General features: G+C 73.8%; 17 protein-coding genes and 1 pseudogene. 7 read left to right on the forward strand and 11 right to left on the reverse strand.

Annotation, left to right across the window (positions count from 1 at the left end):
• The first annotated feature begins 33 nt into the window (after window positions 1–33).
• Genes ACZ7N4_RS04585 through ACZ7N4_RS04610 form a run of 6 tightly spaced genes read left to right on the forward strand, consistent with a single transcriptional unit; the run spans window position 34 to window position 7,149 of the window.
• The gene (locus ACZ7N4_RS04585) at window positions 34–1,356 is read left to right on the forward strand and encodes an O-antigen ligase family protein (protein ID WP_471354268.1); all 1,323 of its coding nucleotides are present in this window, start codon (window positions 34–36) and stop codon (window positions 1,354–1,356) included.
• Entirely contained in the window at window positions 1,353–3,326 is a 1,974-nt protein-coding gene (gene murJ / locus ACZ7N4_RS04590) for a murein biosynthesis integral membrane protein MurJ (RefSeq protein ID WP_471353692.1), read from the forward strand. Before ACZ7N4_RS04585 ends, murJ begins: the two co-directional genes overlap by 4 nt.
• Before the next feature lie 58 nt (window positions 3,327–3,384).
• Window positions 3,385–4,146 (forward strand): polysaccharide deacetylase family protein, encoded by a 762-nt coding sequence (locus ACZ7N4_RS04595; RefSeq protein WP_471353694.1) that lies wholly within the window; start codon window positions 3,385–3,387, stop codon window positions 4,144–4,146.
• Window positions 4,143–5,300 carry a glycosyltransferase gene (locus ACZ7N4_RS04600; RefSeq protein ID WP_471353696.1) on the forward strand — a complete coding sequence of 386 codons (1,158 nt, stop codon included), beginning with the start codon at window positions 4,143–4,145 and terminating at the stop codon, window positions 5,298–5,300. Before ACZ7N4_RS04595 ends, ACZ7N4_RS04600 begins: the two co-directional genes overlap by 4 nt.
• The gene (locus tag ACZ7N4_RS04605) at window positions 5,297–5,941 is read left to right on the forward strand and encodes a YveK family protein (protein WP_471353698.1); all 645 of its coding nucleotides are present in this window, start codon (window positions 5,297–5,299) and stop codon (window positions 5,939–5,941) included. Before ACZ7N4_RS04600 ends, ACZ7N4_RS04605 begins: the two co-directional genes overlap by 4 nt.
• Window positions 5,938–7,149, forward strand: a complete 1,212-nt coding sequence (locus tag ACZ7N4_RS04610; protein WP_471353700.1) for a GNAT family N-acetyltransferase — start codon at window positions 5,938–5,940, stop codon at window positions 7,147–7,149. Before ACZ7N4_RS04605 ends, ACZ7N4_RS04610 begins: the two co-directional genes overlap by 4 nt.
• Here ACZ7N4_RS04610 and ACZ7N4_RS04615 read toward each other — a convergent pair.
• The 4 genes and pseudogenes from ACZ7N4_RS04615 to ACZ7N4_RS04630 form a co-directional block, all read right to left on the reverse strand.
• Window positions 7,113–8,114 (reverse strand): annotated as a pseudogene (locus ACZ7N4_RS04615) (glycoside hydrolase family 26 protein); the annotation flags it as partial. The gene ACZ7N4_RS04610 and the pseudogene ACZ7N4_RS04615 overlap by 37 nt on opposite strands.
• 80 nt (window positions 8,115–8,194) lie before the next feature.
• Window positions 8,195–9,109 (reverse strand): chaplin, encoded by a 915-nt coding sequence (locus tag ACZ7N4_RS04620; protein WP_471353702.1) that lies wholly within the window; start codon window positions 9,107–9,109, stop codon window positions 8,195–8,197.
• Window positions 9,110–9,231: 122 nt separating this feature from the next.
• Window positions 9,232–9,459: a chaplin gene (locus ACZ7N4_RS04625; protein ID WP_471353705.1), complete on the reverse strand. Its 228-nt coding sequence runs from the start codon at window positions 9,457–9,459 to the stop codon at window positions 9,232–9,234.
• A 240-nt stretch (window positions 9,460–9,699) separates the two neighbouring features.
• Window positions 9,700–10,098, reverse strand: a complete 399-nt coding sequence (locus ACZ7N4_RS04630; protein ID WP_467930009.1) for a rodlin — start codon at window positions 10,096–10,098, stop codon at window positions 9,700–9,702.
• 247 nt (window positions 10,099–10,345) lie between these two features.
• Between ACZ7N4_RS04630 and ACZ7N4_RS04635 the strand changes: the two genes are divergently transcribed.
• On the forward strand, window positions 10,346–10,744 hold the full coding sequence (locus tag ACZ7N4_RS04635) for a rodlin (RefSeq protein ID WP_471353708.1): 399 nt from the start codon (window positions 10,346–10,348) through the stop codon (window positions 10,742–10,744).
• 51 nt (window positions 10,745–10,795) lie between these two features.
• Here ACZ7N4_RS04635 and ACZ7N4_RS04640 read toward each other — a convergent pair whose 3' ends face one another.
• From ACZ7N4_RS04640 to iolB, 7 genes are all read right to left on the reverse strand, one after another.
• Entirely contained in the window at window positions 10,796–10,975 is a 180-nt protein-coding gene (locus ACZ7N4_RS04640; protein ID WP_471354290.1) for a hypothetical protein, read from the reverse strand.
• Window positions 10,976–10,994: 19 nt separating this feature from the next.
• Window positions 10,995–11,849 (reverse strand): ABC transporter permease, encoded by an 855-nt coding sequence (locus tag ACZ7N4_RS04645; RefSeq protein WP_471353711.1) that lies wholly within the window; start codon window positions 11,847–11,849, stop codon window positions 10,995–10,997.
• Entirely contained in the window at window positions 11,846–14,500 is a 2,655-nt protein-coding gene (locus tag ACZ7N4_RS04650; protein WP_471353713.1) for a CocE/NonD family hydrolase, read from the reverse strand. Before ACZ7N4_RS04650 ends, ACZ7N4_RS04645 begins: the two co-directional genes overlap by 4 nt.
• Window positions 14,501–15,009: 509 nt before the next feature.
• On the reverse strand, window positions 15,010–16,473 hold the full coding sequence (locus tag ACZ7N4_RS04655; RefSeq protein WP_471353715.1) for an APC family permease: 1,464 nt from the start codon (window positions 16,471–16,473) through the stop codon (window positions 15,010–15,012).
• 473 nt (window positions 16,474–16,946) lie between these two features.
• Complete coding sequence (gene mmsA / locus ACZ7N4_RS04660) at window positions 16,947–18,449, reverse strand: CoA-acylating methylmalonate-semialdehyde dehydrogenase (RefSeq protein ID WP_471353717.1); 1,503 nt, start codon at window positions 18,447–18,449, stop codon at window positions 16,947–16,949.
• A gap of 15 nt (window positions 18,450–18,464) precedes the next feature.
• Window positions 18,465–20,342, reverse strand: a complete 1,878-nt coding sequence (gene iolD, locus ACZ7N4_RS04665; protein ID WP_471353720.1) for a 3D-(3,5/4)-trihydroxycyclohexane-1,2-dione acylhydrolase (decyclizing) — start codon at window positions 20,340–20,342, stop codon at window positions 18,465–18,467.
• A complete protein-coding gene (iolB, locus tag ACZ7N4_RS04670) occupies window positions 20,339–21,178 on the reverse strand; it encodes a 5-deoxy-glucuronate isomerase (protein ID WP_471353722.1) in 840 nt (279 codons plus the stop codon). The genes iolD and iolB overlap by 4 nt, the downstream gene beginning before the upstream one ends.
• Window positions 21,179–21,180 lie beyond the last annotated feature (2 nt).

The following is a 21,180-nucleotide window of genomic DNA, read 5'->3' on the forward strand; positions in this document are numbered from 1 at the left end:
CCGTCGTGGCGGTCCCCGGTGCGACCGTCCTCGATGCGGCTTTCCCCGGTGCGGCTCTCCCCGGTGCTGCCGGTGCTGGCCGTGGTCGCGCTGCTCGCGCTGCCGGTCGCCCCCGGCGGCGACGGCGGCGCGGGCCCCGCCGACGCGCTGTCCGCGCTGGTCGTCGTGTTCTGCGCGGTACGACTGCTGCGCGCGCGCCGCCGTCCCCTCACCCGGACCGCCGCCCTGCTCCTCGGCCTGCCGGTGGCCGGGCTGACGCTGGCCGCGCTGCACGCAGTCTCGCCGGGCGCCGGGATCACCGGCCTCGGCCGCTACCTCCAGGTCTTCGTGCTGGTCCCCGCCGCCGTGCTGCTCCTCGTCCGCGACCGGGCCGACTTCCGGCTGCTGGCCTGGTCGTTGGTGGCCCTCGCCGGGTGGCAGGGGGCGGTCGGCGTGCACCAGTACGTCACCGGGACCGGGGCCTCGTACGAGGGCCAGGACATCCGTGCGGTCGGCACCTTCGGGGTGTCGGACGTGATGGGCATGGCCACGGTCGTGTCCTTCGGGCTGGTGTGCGCGGTGGGCCTGGCGCTCGGCCGGACCTCGGCGCGGCAGCGGACACTCGCCGTCTGCTGCGCACTCGCCCTGCTGGTCCCCCTCGCCCTGTCCTTCAGCCGGGGCGCCTGGATCGCCACCGTGGTCACCCTCACCGTCCAGCTGGTGCTGGCCGGTCCGCGACGCGCGCTGGGCGTCGGGGCGGCCGCGGTGGCCGCGGGGGTGGTGCTGGTGGGCGGGCTGGGGGTGGGTACGGCGATGCTCCAGGAGCGGATCGACAGCATCACCCGGGTCACCGACGCGCCCGACCAGTCGGTCACCGACCGGTACACGATGTGGGCGGCGGCCACCGACATGTGGCGCGACCGCCCGCTGACCGGCGTCGGTCTGAAGGGCTTCCCGGAGTACCGCGACGGGCACGCCTCGCTCGCGCTGTCGTCGGGCAGCGACACCGAGGGAGCGGGTGCCGCGTTCCGCCGGCAGCCGCTGCTCTCCCCGCACAACATGTACCTGCTGGTCCTCAGCGAACAGGGACTGATCGGGCTGCTCTGCCTCGCGGGCGGCTGGCTCGCCCTGCTGGTGTGCGCGGTACGCGGGCTGTGGCGGACCCGTGCGGCCGGCGGCCGGGGCCTGGACTGCGCGCTGGTCGCCTGCGGGCTGCTGGTCTGGCAGCTCGTGGACTTCGCCTACGCCGACATCGGCGGCCCCGCGACCGTCCTGACGGCGGTCTCCTTCGGCCTGATCACCTGGTGGGCCCTGGCCGGCGCCGGCCGGCTGCCCCCCACACCGGCGTCCCGCCTCGGCCGGAGGCCGGCGGAATGACACATCCCAGGGCCGGCGAGGCGCCGGGACCGGAGGCCGGCACCGGCGGATTCCCCCTGCCGGGCGCCCGGCCCGCCCTACCCCCACCGCCCCGCCCCGCGGCAACCCCCACCGTCCCGGCCCACACCACCGCCCCGACACCTCCGGCCTGCACCGTCACCCGGCGCACGGAAGCGGTCCGATATCCGGCATCCACCAGCACGCCAACGCCTCCGACCGCCCCGGCGGATCCCGCCGCCCCAACGCGGACAGCCACCCCGCCGACCCCGCCGCCACCCCCGGGCCCCACCCTCCTCACCCCCCGTTTCCTGGCCCGTGCCACCCTCCTCACCGCCTCCCTCTCCGTCGCGGCGGCGCTGCTCGGGCTGGTGCGGGACCAGTCGCTGGCCCGGTTGTTCGGGGCCGGAAGGGACACCGACGCCTTCCTGGTCGCCTGGACGGTGCCGGAGTTCGCGGCGACGCTGCTGATCGAGGACGGGCTGGCCTTCGCGTTGGTCCCGGCGTTCAGCCTGGCTCTGGCCCGCCGGGCGCAGGGCGCGCCGGGGGACCCGGTGCGGGCGCTGGTCGCCGGGACCCTGCCCCGGCTGGCGCTGGCGTTCACGGCGGTCGGGGCGCTGCTGGCGCTGGCCGCCCCGCAGTTCGTGGCCGCGCTGGCGCCGGGGCTGCCCGACCGGGCGCTCGCCGTGGACTGCACGCGGCTCACCGCGACCTGTGTGCTGAGCTTCGGCCTCGCCGGGTACTGCAGCGCGGCCCTGCGGGCCCACCGCCGTTTCCTGGCGCCGGCCGCGATCTACCTGGCGTACAACGTCGGCATCATCACGGCGATGTACGCGCTCGGCGGCCGTTGGGGCGTGCGGTCGGCCGCGTTCGGGGTCGCGGTGGGCGGCTGTCTCATGGTGGCGGTGCAAGTCCCCTCCCTGGTACGGCGGTTGCGGCGGGCGGATGGGGGCGGGAGCGGGAGCGGGGCCGTCGCCCAGGGGCGGCCGTTGGACGTGCCGCTGCTGTCCACCGTGCTGCTGTTCGCGCTGTGCCGGCAGTCGCAGGTGCTGATCGAGCGGTTCCTCGCCGCCGGGCTGCCCGCCGGGGCCATCTCGCACCTGAACTACGCGCAGAAGGTCGCCCAGATCCCGATGACGCTGTCGACGATGCTGTGCACGGTCACCTTCCCGGCGGTCGCGCGGGCCCTGGCCGACGGTGACACCGAGCGGGCCCGGGACCGGGTCGAGCGGGACCTGGCGGTGGCCGGCTGCGTGGTGCTGCTCGGTACGGCCGCGATCGTGGCCTGTGCCCCGCAGCTGATCGCGCTGTTGTTCCAGCGCGGCGCGTTCACCGCCGAGGACACCGCGGCGACCGCCGGTGTGATGCGGGTCTACGCGCTGGGCCTGCTCGGTCAGACCCTGACCGGCGTGCTGGTCCGCTCCTACTTCTCGGCGGGCCGCGCCAGCTGGTACCCGGTGGCCGCGATGGCCGTGGGCATCGCCGTGACCTGCTGGATCGGCGCGGGGTCGGTCGGCTCGTGGGGGGTGACCGGGATCGCCGCGGCCAACGCCACCGGCATCACCCTCACCGCCGCCCTGCTGCTCGCCGGGATGCGCGGGCGCAGCGTGCCCATCCGGACCGGGCCGGTGCTGCACGAGCTGAGCCGGCCGCTGCGGGCGGCGGTGGTGGCCGCCGTGGCCGGCGGGCTGGTGGCGGGCCTGCCGTCGGTGCCGCTCGCCGGGCTGGCCGCGGGCGGCGCCACGGTGACCGTCGTCTTCGTGCTGCTCGGCCGGCCCCTGGGCGCCCGGGGCCCGGGGCCTGCCGTGCACTTCCCGTCCACTCGGCGACGCCCGGCGGGCACTCCCCCGGAGGGCGGGCCCCCGGCCGCGTCGCCGGAGCGCCCGAGCGGCTCGGTCACGGGGACGCTCCGGCGCCTCGCGGCCGCACGCACCAGACGCCGAGCCCGCCCTCCGGGCGGACGACGGGAATGAGACGACCGCATCTCATCCCCGCACCCCGTTCCCTACCCCCTCTCCCGAAGGCTCGCCCATGCCGTCCTCCGTCGAGTCCCCGGACCGCGTCCGGGCCTCCGCCCCGGGCCCCGTCCCCTGGATCGCCATGTACCACTCGGTCGGCGACTGTGCCGACGACCCGTACCGCGTCACGGTCAGCCCCGGCCGGCTGGAACGGCAGCTGTGCTGGCTGCGCCGGCGGGGCCTGCGCGGGGTGTCGGTCGCCGAGCTGCTCGCCGCCCGGGCCCGGGGCGAGGGGCGCGGCCTGGTGGGGCTCACCTTCGACGACGGGTACGCCGACTTCCTCGGCAACGCCCTGCCGCTGCTGGCCCGCTACGGGTGCACGGCCACCCTGTTCGTGCTGCCGGGCCGGCTCGGCGGCGACAACGTCTGGGACCCGCTGGGCCCGCGCAAGCCGCTGCTGACCGCCGACGGCATCCGGCGGGCCGCCGCCGCGGGCGTGGAGATCGGCTCGCACGGCCTCACCCACGTCGATCTGACACGCGCCGACGACACCCTGCTGAGGGCGGAGACCGCCGGGAGCCGGGCGGCGCTGGAGGAGCTGACCGGCGTCCCGGTCACCGGATTCTGCTACCCGTACGGCACGGTCGACCCGCGCGCCGTGGCGGCGGTACGGGAGGCCGGTTACGGCTATGCCTGTGCGATCGACCCCGGCCGGCTGAGCGGCCCGCACGCGCTGCCGCGCGTCTACGTCGGGGAGCGGGACACCGCCGTGCGCCTGTTCCTGAAGCACCGGCTGCATCGGCTGCGCCGGCGGCCCGTGGAGGGGCTGCGGTGAGGGTCCTGCACATCATCACCGGGCTCGGGGTGGGCGGTGCCGAGCAGCAGCTCCGGCTGCTGCTGCGGCATCTGCCGGTCGAGTCCGAGGTGGTGACGCTGACCAACCCCGGCGCGGTGGCCGACGGACTGGCGGCCGACGGGGTGCGGGTGACCCACCTCGGGATGGCCGGGAACCGCGACCTGGCCGCGCTGCCCCGGCTCGCCGGGATCGTCCGGCGCGGCCGGTACGACCTCGTCCACACCCACCTGTACCGGGCCTGCCTGTACGGCCGGATCGCCGCCCGGCTGGCCGGGGTCCGCGCGGTCGTCGCCACCGAACACTCCCTGGGCGACTCCCAGATGGAGGGCCGGCCGCTCACCGCCGGGGTGCGCGCGCTGTACCTGCTGGGGGAACGGCTGGGCCGGCACACCGTCGCGGTCTCCCCCACGGTCGCCGGCCGGCTCGCCCGCTGGGGGGTGCCCGAGCCGCGCGTCGCGGTCGTACCCAACGGCATCGACCTGGCGCGGTTCGCCCACGACCCCGCGGCCCGGCTGCGTACCCGCGCCCGCCTCGGCCTGCCCGACGGCGCGTTCGTCATCGGCGGCATCGGCCGGCTCGCCCCCGGCAAACGCTTCGACGTCCTGATCCGTGCCCTCGCCGAGCTGCCCGCCGACTGCAGGCTGCTGCTGGTCGGCGGCGGCCCTGAGGAGCCCGCGCTGCGGCGGGCCGCACACGAGTCGGGCGTGGCCGGCCGGGTGCTGTTCGCCGGGGAGCGCCCGTACCTGCCCGACGGCTCGGCCGGACCGGACCTGCCCGCGCTGGCCTCGGCGATGGACGTGCTGGCCTCGCCCTCCTCCGAGGAGGCGTTCGGCCTCGCGGTCGTGGAGGCGCTCGCGGCCGGGCTCCCGGTGCGCTACAGCTCCTGCCCGGCCCTGGAGGACCTGCCGCCCGGGGCCGCCCCGGACGCGGTCCGGGTGCCGTGCGACGCCGGTGCCTACGCCCGCGCGCTCGCCGAGGTCCGCGCCGCCGGCCCCGGCCCGCGCACCGCCCCCGACGCGGCCCGCCACTACAGCATCACCCGCAGCGCCGCCCGGCTGATGGACGTCTACGCGGCGGCGCTCGCCCACCCGGTCCCCCCGCCCCGATCCCTTCAGGGAGTCACCCCGTCATGACCGAGAACCACCATCACTCCCGCCCCTCCCGGCTCCGCACGCTCCCGCCCTGGTCGCTGGTGGCGGCCGGTGTCCTCGCCGGCGGGCTGCTGGGCGGCGGGTACGGCGTGCTCAAACCCCCCGAGTACACGGCGACCAGCTATGTCGTGGCCGTCCCCGGGGAGGGGGCCGACACCGCCACCGCGCTCGGCTTCGCGCAGGCCTACGGCCGGGTCGCCACCCAGATCGCGGTGCTCGGCGACGCCCAGGAGCAGGCCGGGGTGCCGGTGAGCACCCTGCGCGCCGGAGTGCGCACCGCGACCTCGCCGGACGCCCCGATGGTCGCCGTCTCCGCCACCTCCGAGCACCCGGCCGAGGCCGCCGCCATGGCCGACGCGGTCGCCCGCGCGCTGACCCGGCACGCCGCCGCCGCCAAGGCCGACACCCACGTGGGACTGCGGCAGTTCTCCCGCGCGGCGCGGCCGGACGAGCCGTCCTCGCCGACGCCGGGGGTGACCGGACTGGTCGGCGCGAGCGCGGGCGGCCTGCTCGGCGCCCTCGCCCTGCTGGTACGGCCGAGACGCCGCCCGGAGCCGGAGACCTTCCTGTCGCGCTCGGTGCCCGGACCGGCCGTCCCCGCCGACGCGCACGGCCGGCGGTGACCGCCCTCTACCCGGCGGGCACCGCGCGCCCCGCCACCGCGACAGAGCCCGCCGGCCCCGGCACCGGACCCGCCCTCACCACGGACGTCGTCACGGACGAGGAGGCCTTCGCCGCGCTGGCGCCCGCCTGGGGGCGGCTGTTCCGGCGGTGCGCCGCCGCCACCCCGTTCCAGAGCCACGCCTGGCTGCACTCGTGGTGGCTGTCGTACGGCCGGCCCGGCCGGCTCCGGCTGCTGGTGGTGCGGGCCGGGCCCGAACTGGTGGCCGCCGCGCCGCTGATGCTGGTCCGCCGGCCCTGGCCCGCGCTGGTGCCGCTCGGCGGGGCGATCTCCGACTACACGGACGTCCTGCTGGACGACACCGACGACGGGCGGGCGGCCGACGCCCTCACCGAGGCGCTCGCGGACGCGGCGCGCACCGCGCTGGTCGACTTCCGCGAGGTGCGCCCGGGCGGCGCGGTGATGCGGGTCTACGACCGCTGGGCCGGGCCGCGCCGCACGGTCCGCGACTCGCTGTGCCTGGAGCTGCCGGCCGTACCGATGGAGGAGCTGATCGCCCGGCTGCCCTCGGGCAAGTCCGGGCAGCGGGCGCGGGCCAAGCTGCGCCGGCTGGCCGCGCTGGGGGTGCGGCGGCGGGCGGTGGCCCCGGAGGAGGTGGAGGCGGCGCTCGGCCGGCTGCTGGAGCTGCACCGGCTGCAGTGGCAGGGGCGGAAGGTGACGGGCGAGCACCTGCGGCCGCGGTTCCGCGAGCACCTGGTGCGCGCGGCGGGGTGGATGGTGCGTTCGGGAGACGCGGTGGTCACCGAGTTCCTGGTCGACGGCGAGGTGCTGGGGGTCGACCTGACGCTGCTGTCGGGCAGCCTGGCCGGCGGCTACCTCTACGGCGCCCACCCCGTGCTGCGGGAGCGGAAGGCGGACGTGGCGGTGATGCTGCTGGAGGCGTGCGCCGAGCACAGCGGCGACGGGCAGCGGGGCACGCTGAGCCTGCTGCGCGGCGACGAGCCGTACAAGCACCACTGGCGGCCCGAACGGGTCGTCAACCAACGGCTGCTCATGGCCAGGCGGCGTACCGCCCCGCTGCTGACGGCCGCGCTGTGCGACGCCACCGCCCGGCAGCGGGGCAGGGAGCTGCTGCACCGGTGGCGGGAGCGCGACGACGGGCAGCCGGCCGGGGGCGCGGAGGTACGGCCGAAGAGGGCGGCCCGGTAGATCCACGAGGAGCGGGGGTTGTCCGAGCACTGCCAGACGCCGTGCGGGCAGTAGTCGGTCACCGTGTTGTACAGCGGTCGGTGCGCTTCGATCCAGGCGAGCATCCCCGCCATGTACACGGTGTCGTCCCCGTTGCTGAACAGCCCCCACTCCGGATAGGAGAGGGGCTTGCCGTGGGCCTTCGCGAAGTCCACGTGCTGCTGGAGACCGTAGGGCTCGGTGACCTGTTCCTCGAACGGCACTCCGCTCGGCTGGTCGTAGGCGTCCATGCCGATGATGTCGACCGTGTCGTCCCCGGGATAGCACTCGGTCCAGGGCACGGCGTCCCGGCCGCGGCTCGGCGTGAAGTCGAACCGGAACGCCTGCCCCGGCACCGAGCGCATGACGGCGACGATCCTGTTCCAGTACGTCTTCCAGGCCTCCGGGTCCGGCCCGCAGCGATGGGTGTAGGTGGTGCCGTTCATCTCCCAGCCGAGCACGATCACCGTGTCCGGCACCCCCAGCCGCACCAGCTGTTCGGCCAGGGCCCGGAAGTGGCCGTCGAACGCGCCGGCCGCGGCCTGAGCCAGCAGTGACCGCACCTCCGGGTCGGGGAGGTCCTCCTCGTTGCGCTCCTGCATCGGCACGTTGAGGACGAGCATCCGGTCCGCCTTCTGCAGCCGCCACTGCGCCCACACGTCCAGGAAGCCGGGCGGGCCCTCGATGTCCTGCCAGCTGCCGCCGGGCAGATAGGTGTGGGCGACCTTCACCTCGGTCCCGCCGAGCCAGTCGCTCAGCTCGGCCAGCCGCGCGACCCCGGGGGGCCCGGAGTCGACGAACGCCCCGAAGGGCGGCGGGGCGGTGGCCGGCACCGTCGCGGGTCGTGCGGCGGAACCGGGGCCGACCGCCAGGGCGACCGACGCGACGAGGGACCCCGCGATGACGGCCAGCCGCCCGGACCGCCCCCTGCACCGGCGTGCAGCCATACCCGCTCCCTTCCTCCCGGACGCACCCCTGCGAGCAGGGCGCGGCGGGGTGCCGGACGCCCGGTCCGGCACCCGGCGCGTCATCGGCGGGCGGTGGCCCGGCCTCGCCGGTAGAGGATCGATCCGGCCGCGATCAGCGCGGCACTGGCGGCCGAGGTCGCCATCAACGCGGGGCCGTTGCCGCCGGTGTGCGCGAGCACGGGTGGCTGCCCTGGGTGCTCCTCACCACCGCCACCGCCGCCGGGAGGCGGGGTGTGGTCCGTGTCCGGGGGCGTGCTCTCGCCACCGCCGTACGGGGGTGTGGTGTGCCCGCCGCCGGGAGGAGTGCTGTGACCGCCGCCGGGGGGCGTGCTGTGCTCGCCACCGGGCGGGCTGCCGTACCCGCCGCCCGGCGGAGTCGTCTCGCCGCCGCCGTAGGGGGGCGGGGTCGTCTCCTCCCCGCCGTACGGGGGCGGGGTCGTCCTGCCTCCGCCGTGCGGGGGCGGGGTCGTCTCCTTGCCGCCGTAGGGGGGCGGGGTCGTCTCCTCCCCGCCGTACGGGGGTGCGGTCGTCCTGCCGCCGTCGGTCGGTGGGGTGGAGTGGTCGGCGCCGGGGGCGGGCCGGCCGGTGGAGTCGCCGGGGCCGGGCAGGTCGGCGGAGTCGCCGGGGGTGCCGTAACCGGAGTGGTCGGACGGGGTGCCGTAACCGGAGTGGTCCGCGGGGGTGCCGTGCTCCTCGTGGGACTCGCTGCCGGCCTGGCCGTACGTTCCGTGTCCGGCGGTGGCGCAGGAGTTGCCGAACGCCGGGTTCAGCGCCGCGGCCGCGTCCACGGAATTGCCGCAGACGTTGACCGGGACGTTGACCGGGGCCTGGACGTTGTTCCCGGACAGAACCCCGGGGGAACCCTGGGCGGTACCTTGCGCACGGGAGTCGGCGAGCGCGGCGCCGCCGTACAAGGACAGCATGCCGGTCGCGGCGGCGGCCACGGCGATGCCCTTGCTGAGAGTCTGTCGCAATCTCGTGGTCTTCCTGCTCGAAGAAGTGGGAAGGCCGGCCCCGGAACGAAGAATCGACGGATCGACGGTCCGGGGCCGGCCTGTACTCAGCCGGGGAAGCTGGTGGAGTGCGCGGGCGAACCTCAGCTGTTGACGCAGGTGTTGCCGAACGCGGGGTTCAGCAGCCCGACGATGTTGATCGTGTTGCCGCACAGGTTGATCGGCAGGTGGATCGGGACCTGGATGACGTTGCCGGACAGGACGCCCGGCGAGTTGGCGGACGTGGCGCCCGCACCGGCGTCGGCGAAGGCGGTTCCGCCCAGGCCCATGGCCAGGATGGCGCCTGTGACGGCAGCGACGGTCTTCTTCATGAGTGTTCCCTTCTCTGGGGTCATGCCCCGATGACGGCCAGAACCGTGCGAGCACGACGTGAACGGTCGTGGCACGGAACGAGGGATTGACACAACAGGAGACCGCGGAACACGGATCGCGTGATAATCACTCGATCGCACCGCTTCCTCACGCGTATTTCCCTCGCCTGAATTCCGTGGAAAAAGGCCCGGGCGGCCCGCAGACGGTGCAGCGGACGGCCCGGGCCACGCCGGGTCGGCTCAGCCTTCGCCGTTGGCCGAAAGAACCGACAGGTCCTCCAGGACGTGCGAGATCGCACCGTCGCGCTTGGCGTTGGTGGAGTTGTCGTTGCACTGCTGCTGCAGGTGGTCCGACAGGATCGGGATGTCCTGGGCCGTGATGCCGATGAGCACGTCGACGGCGACATCGACGTCCTGGATACCGACACACGGCTTGTTGAGCGACCCCTGCACCAGCGAGAGCTGCGGGCTCATGTTGCCCTTCGTCGCCGAGTTGCCCCACGACGACGCGGCGCCGTTGCCATTCGCGACGGTCGGTCCGTCGTCGTTGCCGATGGCAAGCGCCTGCGGCGCGGCCGCCACCGCCATTCCCACGACAGAAGCGGCGGTCGCGGCGGCGACCATTGCCTTCTTGAGCACTTCGCGTTCCTTTCCTCGTAGCGACGCATGCCCTACGGCCTCATCAACCCGGTGCACCGGGAATGGTTCCGCCGATTCACTCGGTTGGAGCCCAAACGCCTGAGAGGTGACGAGAAAGCATCAATCGGACAAACACACCACCAGCCCACCGGATCGGCCGACGGGGTGAACGGCAGAAACCAAGAGGGGCCCGGGGAGTTGACCAAAGAGCTCCGGTGGACGGGGTTTCCTCAGAAAGGACTGGCCAGTGATCAAGAAGATTGTTGCCACCGCGGCCGTCGCCGCTTCGGCCATGGGCGCCTCCGCTGCCGCGGCACCGCAGGCGCTGGCGATCGGAAACGACAGCGGGCCGACCGCCGCCAACGGCAACGGTGCTTGGCAGAGCTACGGCAACTCGGCCACGTACGGGAACATGAGCCCGCAGATCGCCCTGATCCAGGGATCTTTCAACAAGCCGTGCATCGCCCTGAACGACATTCCGATCGGCGTCGGCGCCCTGATCGGTGTCAATGTCCAGGACATCCCGATCCTGTCGGACCACATGCAGCAGCAGTGCACCGAGAACTCCTCGAACGTCAAGCGCGACGGCGCGCTGGCGCACCTGCTGGAGGACGTGTCGATCCTGTCCCAGAACAGCGAGCGCTGACCTTCCGTCCGAAGCGGGTCGCCGGGTGGTCCGGCGGCCCGCTTCGGCGTGTCAGCGGCGGTACAGCGCCTCGATCTGCTCGGCGTACGCGGCCGTCACCGCGCGTCGCCTGACCTTCAGGGACGGGGTGAGCAGTCCGTTCTCCTCCGTGCACTCCCCTTCGACCAGCGCGGACGCGTGGATCGACTCGGCGCGGGAGACGGCCTCGTCGGCGTGGTCGACCGCCTTCAACGGGGCGTGCGGAACCCCTCTAGGAGACGACGTCCTTGCGGGAGAAACCCCGGAAGGCCAGCGCGAACAGCACCAGGGCGTACGTGAGGGACAGCGCGGTGCCCTGGATCATGCCGGACCACTCGGGGCGGGGCTGGACGGCGTCGGCCCAGGCGAACTGCCAGTGCGCGGGCAGGAAGTCCCGCCAGTGGCCGAGGGCGGTGACGGCGTCCAGGACGTTCCCGACGATGGTCAGGCCGACGGCGCCGCCGACCGCGCCGAGCGGGGCGTCCGTCTTCGTCGACAGCCAGAACGCCAGCCCGGCGGTGACCAGCTGGGACACGAAGATGTACGCCACGGCCACCAGCAGCCGCTGGGCCGCCGTACCGGTGTCCAGCGCGCCGCCGGTGGGGATCTCCAGCGGGCCCCAGCCGTAGGCGGCGGTGCCGGCGGCGAGCGCCACCAGCGGCAGCAGCACCATCGCGGCGAGGCTCAGCCCGAGCGCCACGACCAGCTTGGACCACAGCAGCCGGGCCCGGGGCACCGGCGCGGCCAGCAGGTAGCGCAGGGAGGACCAGCTCGCCTCGGAGGCGACCGTGTCCCCGCAGAACAGGGCGACCGGGATGACGAGCAGGAACCCCGCGGAGACGAAGAGGTTCACGGCGGCGAAGTTGGCCCCGGAGGCCGTGGCCGTGTCCATCAGCGTGACCTGGTTGTTCCGGCCACCCGGGTCGCCGCCGACCGCGAAGGCGATCAGCAGCACGACCGGCAGGACGGCCAGGACCGCGCCCATCACCAGGGTGCGGCGCCGCTTGAGCTGACGGGCCAGCTCGACCCGCAGCGGCAGGGTGCGCCCCGCCCGGTAGCCGGAGGCGGTCTCGGTGAGCGCGCTCATGCGGAACCTCCGATCAGGGTGAGGAAGGCGTCTTCCAGACGGCGGTGCGGGCCGACCGAGGCGACCGGCACCTCCAGCCGCACCAGCTCCGCGACCAGCCGCGCGGCCGTGCCGCCGGGTTCGAGCCGGACCAGCAGCCCGTCGTCGGTGCGCACGGCGGAGGCGACGCCGGCCAGCGCGGCCACCTTCTCCGCCACCGGCTCGTCCACGGGTACGGCGGTGCCGACGAGCAGGGTGTCGCCGGAGCCGGTGATCTCCCGGACCGGGCCCGCCTGCACCAGCCGGCCGCGGTCCATGACCACCAGGTGGGTGCAGGACTGCTCGACCTCGGCGAGGAGATGGCTGGAGACGATCACGGTACGGCCGTCGGCCGCGTAGCGGATCATCACCTCGCGCATCTCGCGGATCTGGGGCGGGTCCAGGCCGTTGGTGGGCTCGTCCAGGATGAGCAGGTCGGGCAGGCCGAGCATGGCCTGGGCGATGGCGAGGCGCTGGCGCATGCCCTGGGAGTAGGTGCGCACCGCGCGGGCGAGCGCGTCGTCGGCGAGGCCGGCGATCTCCAGTGCCTCGTCCAGGTGCGCGTCCTCGGGCGGGCGGCCGGTGGCCCTCCAGTACAGCTCCAGGTTCTCCCGGCCGGACAGGTGGGGCAGGAAGCCGGCGCCCTCCACGAAGGCGCCGACCCGGGAGAGCACCGACGCGCCGGGCCGGATCGCGTGGCCGAAGACGCGGATCTCGCCGTCGTCCGGCCGGATCAGACCCATCAGCATGCGCAGGGTGGTCGTCTTGCCCGCGCCGTTCGGGCCCAGCAGGCCGAGGACCTGACCCTTGTCCACCCGGAAGGAGAGGTCCCGGACGGCGTAGCGGTCGGCGGAGCCGGCGTACCGCTTGCTCAGGTCCTTGATCACCAGCGGGACGTCGGCCAGCTCAGGGTCGGGTGCGGGGGCGGCAGTGCGGCGGCGGGCGGTGAGCAGCAGGGCGAGGGCGACGGCCGCGCCGGCCGCGGGCAGCCACCACACCCAGGCGGGCAGGGGCGCGGCGGCGGTGGTGACGGCGGGCGCCGTCGGCACGCTCAGGTCTCCCTCCAGGGAGACGGTGTAGTCGGCCGGTGCGGCCGGTGAGGCGTAGCCGAGGTCGGTGGAGGCGAGGACCAGGCGGAGCCGGTGGCCCTTCTGCACCTCGTGGTCGATCGCCGGGAGGGTGACGGTGACGTCCTTGCCGGCCTTGGCGCCGGTGACCCGGAAGGGGGCGACGAGCTGGGCGGGCAGCACCTGCCGGGTGCCGTCGGGGCCGACGTCGTAGACCTTGCCGAACAGGACGGCGTCGTCGCGGGTGGACGTGATGTGGACGGTGGCGGTCGGGGTGCCGGTGATGCGCAGGTCGCGGGTGAGCGGTGCCGAGTCGAACTTCGCGAACTGGCCGGGGAAGTCGAGGGAGACGCCGACGCCGAGCGCGGACAGCTGGGCGAGTCCGCCGGAGCCGCCGAGTCCGGGCAGCGCGGAGACGCCCGGGGGGCTGGCGCCGGGCGGGTTGCCGACGTGCTGGGTGCCGCCGGTGAGGGCGACGGCGCGCCGGTGGTCGTCGAGGCCCGGGTAGGCGGCGGCGCTCGCGCCGCGGAGCCGGGCGGTGCCGTCGGTGGAGTCGATGCCTCCGGTGCGGGTGATCCGGAACGCCGGGCCGGTGTCGGTGCCCTTGTCGCCCTTCAGGTACCGGTCGAACCAGGCGCGTACGCGTGCCTCGACGCGGCTCGTCTCCATGTCGCCGCCGTCGTGCCCGCCGGCGATCCAGTCGACGTCGACGGGTGCGCCGTTCGCACGGATCGCCTTCTGGGCCGCGTCGGCCTGGTCCAGGGTGAACAGGGAGTCCGTCTGCCCCTGCACCAGCAGGGTGGGCACCTTGACGCGGGCGCCGACGGCGGACGGTGAGCGCTCCTGGAGCAGCTTCCGGGCGGCCTGGTCGGGGGTGCCGGACTCGGCGACCCGGTCGTACATCCGGCACAGCGCGGGCTCGAACTTCGCGCAGCCGCCGCCGTTGGTGAAGAAGATGCCGGTCCACAGCTTCTTGAACACGCCGTTCGGGAACAGGGCGTCCGCGAGGTCCCAGTAGGTGATGGCCGGGGCGATGGCGTCGACCCGCTGGTCGTGGCCCGCGGCGAGCAGGGAGACCGCGCCGCCGTAGGAGCCGCCGGCCACGCCCACGCGCGGGTCGCCGGGCCTGTCGAGCCGCACCTGGGGCTGCCGGGCCAGCCAGTCGATGAGCCGGGAGACGTCGGCGACCTCGCCCTTCGGGTCGTTGAGGCCGATCTTCCCGGTGGAGCCGCCGAAGCCGCGCGCGGACCAGGTCAGGACCGCGTACCCGTCCCGGGCGAGGTCCTCGGCCTGCCGGCGCATGTCGTCCTTGCTGCCGCCGAAGCCGTGCGCGAGGAGGACGGCGGGGTGGCGGCCGGCGCCGGCCGGGGTGAAGTACGAGGTGTCCAGGCGCACCCCGTCGACCGCCATGACCTGGTCGCTGCGGCGCACGGATGGCGTGTCGTCGGAGGCGACGGCCGCCGTCCACGTCCCGGCGCCGGCGAGCACCACGACGGCGGCTCCGGCGGCCAGGAGCCGCCGGGGTCGCCGGAGCAGGCCCCGCAGGGCGGGGAGTCGAAGATCCATGAGTCAACGGTACGGGCCGCCACTGACAAGCGCTGCTGCCGTGGGGCGGAGCCGTGCGCCCTCCCTGGGGTGTACGGGCCTGTCCGGGCGTACTCCGGCCGTGGTACGACGACGCGGGGAGATCCGCCGGGCCGCCTGCGTCGCCGAAGCGGTCGCCGCCTCGCACCTGTTCGACCGTCCGGTGCGTCCCGGGTGGGCGGAGCGTTTCCGCGCTGGGCAGCGCGCCGTCGCCGGGCACCGAGACGTTCCGTACGAGCGGGCCGTCGGGGAACCGTACCGTCGCCGGGGCGTCAACCGGGCCCGGGTACGGCGGCCGACCGCGCCGGCGCGGGAGCGGGGCCGCTGCCGCATGCGGGTCGGCGTCGGCACCGGGAGCGATGCCGCCCTGGCCGCCTGTCGCGGTGCCGGATCACGGTGACGCCGCCGCCCCCGGCACCCCACCTGGCAGTGGGTGACGGGGGCGGCGGCTGCGGGCCGGGAGTGTCGGGGGAGGCACCCCCGGCCGCGGCTCAGTCCCGGGCCTCGCCGGCGACCGGGGCGGGCGCCGGGACGCCCTGGGCCGGGATGCGCGCGGTGACCTCCGGAACCCGCGCGTCCTCCGGGATCGACACCAGCCAGTGCGTCTCGCGGCGCGGGCGGAGGTACAGGGCCCAGTAGAGGGTGGCCGCGGCGGTGATGCCGCCGGTCCACAGCAGGTAGCCGGTCTCCTGCTGGGTCAGGACGTACGCCAGGACGGCGATGAGCAGGACCGGCACGGCGGGCCACAGCGGCATCCGCCAGGCGGCCGTGTGCCGGTGGGAGCCGCGGCGCCCGAGCAGGGCGGCGACCGCGACCAGCAGGTACATGCCGGTCACCGAGACGCCGGTGACGCCGTACAGGGTGTCCAGGTTGACGAAGCAGAGGATCGCGCCGGGGACGCCGACCGCGAGGGTGGCCACCCAGGGGGAGCCGAAGCGGCCGAGCTTGGAGAAGAGGGTGTTGACCGGGCCGGGCCAGGCCTTGTCGCGGGCGGAGGCGAACAGGACGCGGGAGTTCTGGATGACCATGACGATGCCCGCGTTGATGATCGCGAGGGCCACGCAGAGGCTGACGAAGGTGCCGACCGCGGAGTTGGACCAGGCGGTGACCATGGAGCTGATGTCGCCGCCGGTCAGTTCCTTCAGGTCGGAGGCGCCCATGGTGATCGCGGCGACCGGCACCAGGATGACCACCGTCGAGATGGCGAGGGTGGCGAGGACCGTGCGGGCGACGTTGCGGCGCGGGTCCTCCAGTTCCTCGGAGAGGTAGACGGCGGTGGAGAAGCCCTGGGTGACGAAGAGGGCGATGGCGAGGCCGGAGACCACCAGCATGGCCGTCACGGTGTCCGTGTGGCCGTGGGCGCCGGCCACCTGCATCGAGACCAGGCTGCCGACCCCGCGGTGGCCGTGCGAGAAGCCCAGCAGGGCGACGACGCCGGCCGCGATGACCTCCAGGACCAGGAAGATGCCGGTGATCCAGGCGTTGGCGCGCAGGTCGAGCAGGCCGGCGAGGGTGGCCAGCAGCATCACGCCGGCGCCGGTCATGGACGGGTCGAGGTGGACGATCGGGGCGAGGTAGTCCGCGGTGCCCATCGCGATCACCGGCGGCACGATCATCACGACCAGCAGGGAGAGCACGAAGACGAGCCAGCCGGCGAGCCGTCCGGCCATCGTCGACACCATGGCGTACTCGCCACCCGCGCTGGGGATGAGGGTGCCCAGCTCGGAGTAGCAGAACGCGACCGCGATACAGAGGAGGGAGCCGATGGCGATCGTCAGGGCGGTGGCGGTGCCGAGCGAGCCGAACAGATCGGGGACGACCACGAAGAGCGTGGAGGCGGGAGTGACGCAGGACAGCGTCAGCAGGGTGCCGCCGACGACACCGATGGAACGCTTGAGTCCCGGTGCGGGGGCCGAAGCGGTGTCTGCCACGGACTTCTGGAGCGTGTCGGTCATACGGCGGTTCCGATCGACTCGTGCGACTGAGGTGGGGGACGGGAGCGCTATCGCCTCCGGCGGATCGTCGTACGTTCGTTTCGTCCGCTCCCGGCGTTGCATAGAGAACCCCGACGAAAACCACCACGTCAATGGCCGTTTACCTTCGGAATCCGCAGATCCGGGTGATCGGCAGGAGCATCACTTTCGCAGGCCGCGACGCCTTACAGGCGCATCCACCAAGCCCAGAGCGAATGTGACCTTGGTTTCAAAGGCAACCTGGCAGAAACTCCTTCGCCACCCGTTTCGTCCACTGGAAACGGGAACCGCAGCCGACGTATCAAAAAAATGTCAACCGTCCGCTATCCGGACGGGCAAAGCGTCGCGTCCATGACAAGTCCGGCGAGCGAGCGGCCGCGAAGGCAACAGAGCTGAACGCGGCGGTGCCCCGCCCTCCCCGTGCGGGGAGGGCGGGGCACCGTGCCGTCCGGCCGTCAGTGGTTGCGCGGGAAGCCCAGGTCCACGCCCGCCGGGGCGTCGGCCGGGTCCGGCCAGCGGGTGGTGACGACCTTGCCGCGGGTGTAGAAGTGCGTGCCGTCGTTGCCGTAGATGTGGTGGTCGCCGAAGAGCGAGTCCTTCCAGCCACCGAAGGAGTGGTAGCCCACCGGCACCGGGATCGGCACGTTCACGCCGACCATGCCGGCCTCGACCTCCAGCTGGAAGCGGCGGGCGGCGCCGCCGTCCCGGGTGAAGATCGCGGTGCCGTTGCCGAACGGCGAGGCGTTGATGAGCGCCACGCCCTCCTCGTAGGTGTCGGCGCGCAGCACGCACAGCACCGGGCCGAAGATCTCGTCCTGGTACGCCTTCGCGCTGGTCGGCACCTTGTCCAGCAGCGAGATGCCGACCCAGTGACCGTCCTCGAAGCCCTCGACGGTGTAACCGGTGCCGTCCAGGACGACCTCGGCGCCCTCGGCGGCGGCACCGGAGACGTACGAGGCCACCTTGTCGCGGTGGGCGGCGGTGATCAGCGGGCCCATCTCGGACGTCGGGTCGTTGCCCGGGCCGATCTTGATCTTCTCGGCCCGCTCGCGGATCTTCTCCACCAGCGTGTCGCCGATGGCGCCCACGGCGACGACCGCCGAGATGGCCATGCAGCGCTCGCCCGCGGAGCCGTAGGCGGCGGAGACGGCCGCGTCGGCCGCCGCGTCCAGGTCGGCGTCCGGCAGGACCAGCATGTGGTTCTTGGCGCCGCCCAGGGCCTGCACGCGCTTGCCGTTGGCGGAGGCGGTGGTGTGGATGTGGCGGGCGATCGGGGTCGAGCCGACGAACGAGACGGCCTTGACGTCCGGGTGCTCCAGCAGCCGGTCGACGGCCACCTTGTCACCGTGGACGACGTTGAAGACGCCGTCCGGCAGACCGGCCTCGGACAGCAGCTCGGCGATCCTGATCGACGCCGACGGGTCCTTCTCGGACGGCTTGAGCACGAAGGTGTTGCCGCACGCGATGGCGATCGGGAACATCCACATCGGGACCATCGCCGGGAAGTTGAACGGCGTGATGCCGGCGACGACACCGAGCGGCTGGCGGATCGAGGAGACGTCCACCCGCGTGGCGACCTGCGTGGACAGCTCGCCCTTGAGCTGGACGCTGATGCCGCAGGCCAGGTCGACGATCTCCAGGCCGCGGGCGACCTCGCCGAGCGCGTCCGAGTGCACCTTGCCGTGCTCGGCCGTGATCAGCTCGGCGATCTCGTCGCGGTGGGCGTCGAGCAGCGCCCGGAACCTGAAGAGGATCGAGGTCCGCTGTGCCAGCGAGGACTGGCCCCAGGTCAGATAGGCGTCCTTGGCGGCCGCCACCGCCGCGTCCACCTCCTCGACCGACGCGAACGCGACCTTCGTGGTGACCGCGCCGGTGGCCGGGTCGGTGACCGGCCCGTACGTACCCGACGCCCCTTCGACGGTCTTGCCGCCGATCCAGTGGTTGACGATCTTCGTCATGCCCTAAGACTCCTTCTACAGATGGCGGCGTCGGGTCGAGACGTGCCGTTCGTACAGCTCACGTGCCTTGACCGCGGACGGTCGGGTCGCGGTCTCGGCCACAGGAACATCCCACCAGGCCTGCGCGGGAGGCGCGCCCGACACAGTGTCGGACGTTTCGGTCTCCACGTAGACACATGTGGGAGTGTCGGCGGCACGCGCCTCCGCGAGCGCCGCGCGCAGCTCCCGTACGGTCTTCGCGCGCAGCACCCGCATGCCCAGGCTGGCCGCGTTGGCGGCGAGGTCGACGGGCAGCGGAGCGCCGGTGTACGTCCCCTCCTCGGTCGGGAAGCGGTAGGCGGTGCCGAACCGCTCGCCGCCCACCGACTCCGAGAGTCCGCCGATCGAGGCGTACCCGTGGTTCTGCACCAGCAGGATCTTGATCGCGATGCCCTCCTGGACCGCGGTCACGATCTCCGTCGGCATCATCAGATACGTACCGTCCCCGACCAGCGCCCACACGTTCCGCCCGGGTGCGGCGAGCTTCACGCCGAGGGCGGCCGGGATCTCGTAGCCCATGCAGGAGTAGCCGTACTCCAGGTGGTACTGGTCGCGGGACCGCGCCCGCCACAGCCTGTGCAGGTCGCCGGGGAGGGAACCGGCCGCGTTGACGATGATGTCCGACTCGTCCACCAGCGCGTCCAGGGCACCGATGACCTGCGGCTGGGACGGCCGTACGTCCGGCTCCCCGGCCTCGAAGCAGGCGTCGACGCGCTGCTCCCAGCGTTCCTTGTCCTCGCTGTACCGGCTGACGTAGGCGTCGGCGACGGTGTGGCCGTGCATGGCCAGCGCCTCGGTCAGCTCGCCCAGGCCGCTGCGGGCGTCGGCGACCAGTGGGAGGCCGGCCAGTTTGTGGCCGTCGAAGGGCGCGATGTTGAGGTTCACGAAGCGGACGTCCGGGTTCTCGAAGAGGGTGCCGGAGGCCGTGGTGAAGTCGGTGTAGCGGGTACCGACGCCGATCACGAGGTCCGCGGTGCGGGCCAGCTCGTCGGCGGTCGCGGTGCCCGTGTGGCCGATCCCGCCGACGTCCTGCGGGTGGTCGTGCCGCAGCGAGCCCTTTCCGGCCTGGGTGGAGGCGACCGGGATGCGGGTCGCCGCCGCGAACTCCGCGAGGGCCTCCTCGGCGCGGCTGTGGTGGACCCCGCCGCCCGCGATCACCAGCGGCCTGGCGGCGGAGCGGACCGCCCGGACCGCCTCCGCCAGCTCGGTGGGGTCCGCGCCCGGCCGCCGTACGGTCCACACACGCGCCGAGAAGAACTCCTCCGGCCAGTCGTACGCCTCCGCCTGCACGTCCTGCGGGAGGGCGAGGGTGACCGCGCCGGTCTCCACGGGGTCGGTGAGGACCCGCATGGCCTGCAGAGCCGACGGAATCAACGCCTCCGGCCGGGTGATGCGGTCGAAGTACCTCGACACCGGGCGCAGCGTGTCGTTGACCGACACGTCGCCCGCGTACGGCACCTCCAGCTGCTGCAGGACCGGGTCGGCGGGGCGGGTGGCGAAGACGTCGCCGGGCAGGAGCAGCACCGGCAGGTGGTTGATGGTGGCGAGGGCGGCGCCGGTGACCAGGTTGGTCGCGCCGGGGCCGATGGACGTCGTCACCGCGTGCGTGGACAGGCGGTTCGACTGGCGGGCGTAGCCGACCGCCGCGTGCACCATGGACTGCTCGTTGCGGCCCTGGTGATACGGCATGACGTCGCCGTGCTCGATCAGCGCCTGGCCGATGCCGGCGACGTTGCCGTGCCCGAAGATGCCCCAGGTGGCGCCGATCAGCCGCCGCCGTTCGCCGTCCCGTTCGGTGTACTGGGCGGCGAGGAAGCGGACGAGCGCCTGGGCGACGGTGAGCCGGATCGTCATCGGTATCCCCCTGTGGTGTCGGTGTGGTCGGGGTGGAAGCAGATCCGCCACTCCCGGGTCCGTCCGGGGCCCGCCATGACGTTCAGGTAGTACATGTCGTGCCCGGGCTGGGCGATGGACGGGCCGTGCCAGCCGTCGGGCACGAGGACGGCGTCGCCGGAGCGGACCTCGGCGAGGACGTCCGCCCCGCCCTCGCGCGAGGGGAACACCCGCTGGTACCCCAGCCCGTTCGGCCCGTCGATCTCGAAGTAGTAGATCTCCTCCAGCTCGGACTCCTCGCCCGGCCGGTGCTCGTCGTGCTTGTGCGGCGGGTACGAGGACCAGTTGCCGCCCGGGGTGATCACCTCCACGGCGATCAGCTTGTCGCAGTCGAAGGAGTCCGCGGAGGCAAAGTTGCGCACCCGGCGGGCGCAGGTGCCGCTGCCGCGTTCCTCGACGGGGACCTCCGGCGCGGGGCCGTAGCGGGCGGGGAGTCGTCGCTCGCACTTCGCTCCTGCCAGGGCGAAGCGGCCTCCCGCGCCGGAGGCGATCAGGACCCGGGCGTCCCGGGGAACGTACGCGAAGTCGGAGACGCTCGCGAACACGCTCTTCCGGCCCAGGAGTTGGAACTCGCACTGCTCATGTGACGCAGTTTCAATTTGTACGGTACATCCGCCTTCCAGCGGAAGCACGATCCACTCACTGTCCCCGGCGGTGAGCTCCTCGCGGCCACCGGGCGGCAACTCGACCACCCGCAGGCTGCTGTGCGCCCAGCCGGCCAGCTCGGGGCCGATGTCGACGGCGTACGGGGCGTTCGCGGTGGCGCCCCTGGGCAGATGCAGATCGGTGCTGGTCATTC

It is taken from the genome of Streptomyces sp. NPDC107654 (assembly GCF_055639035.1).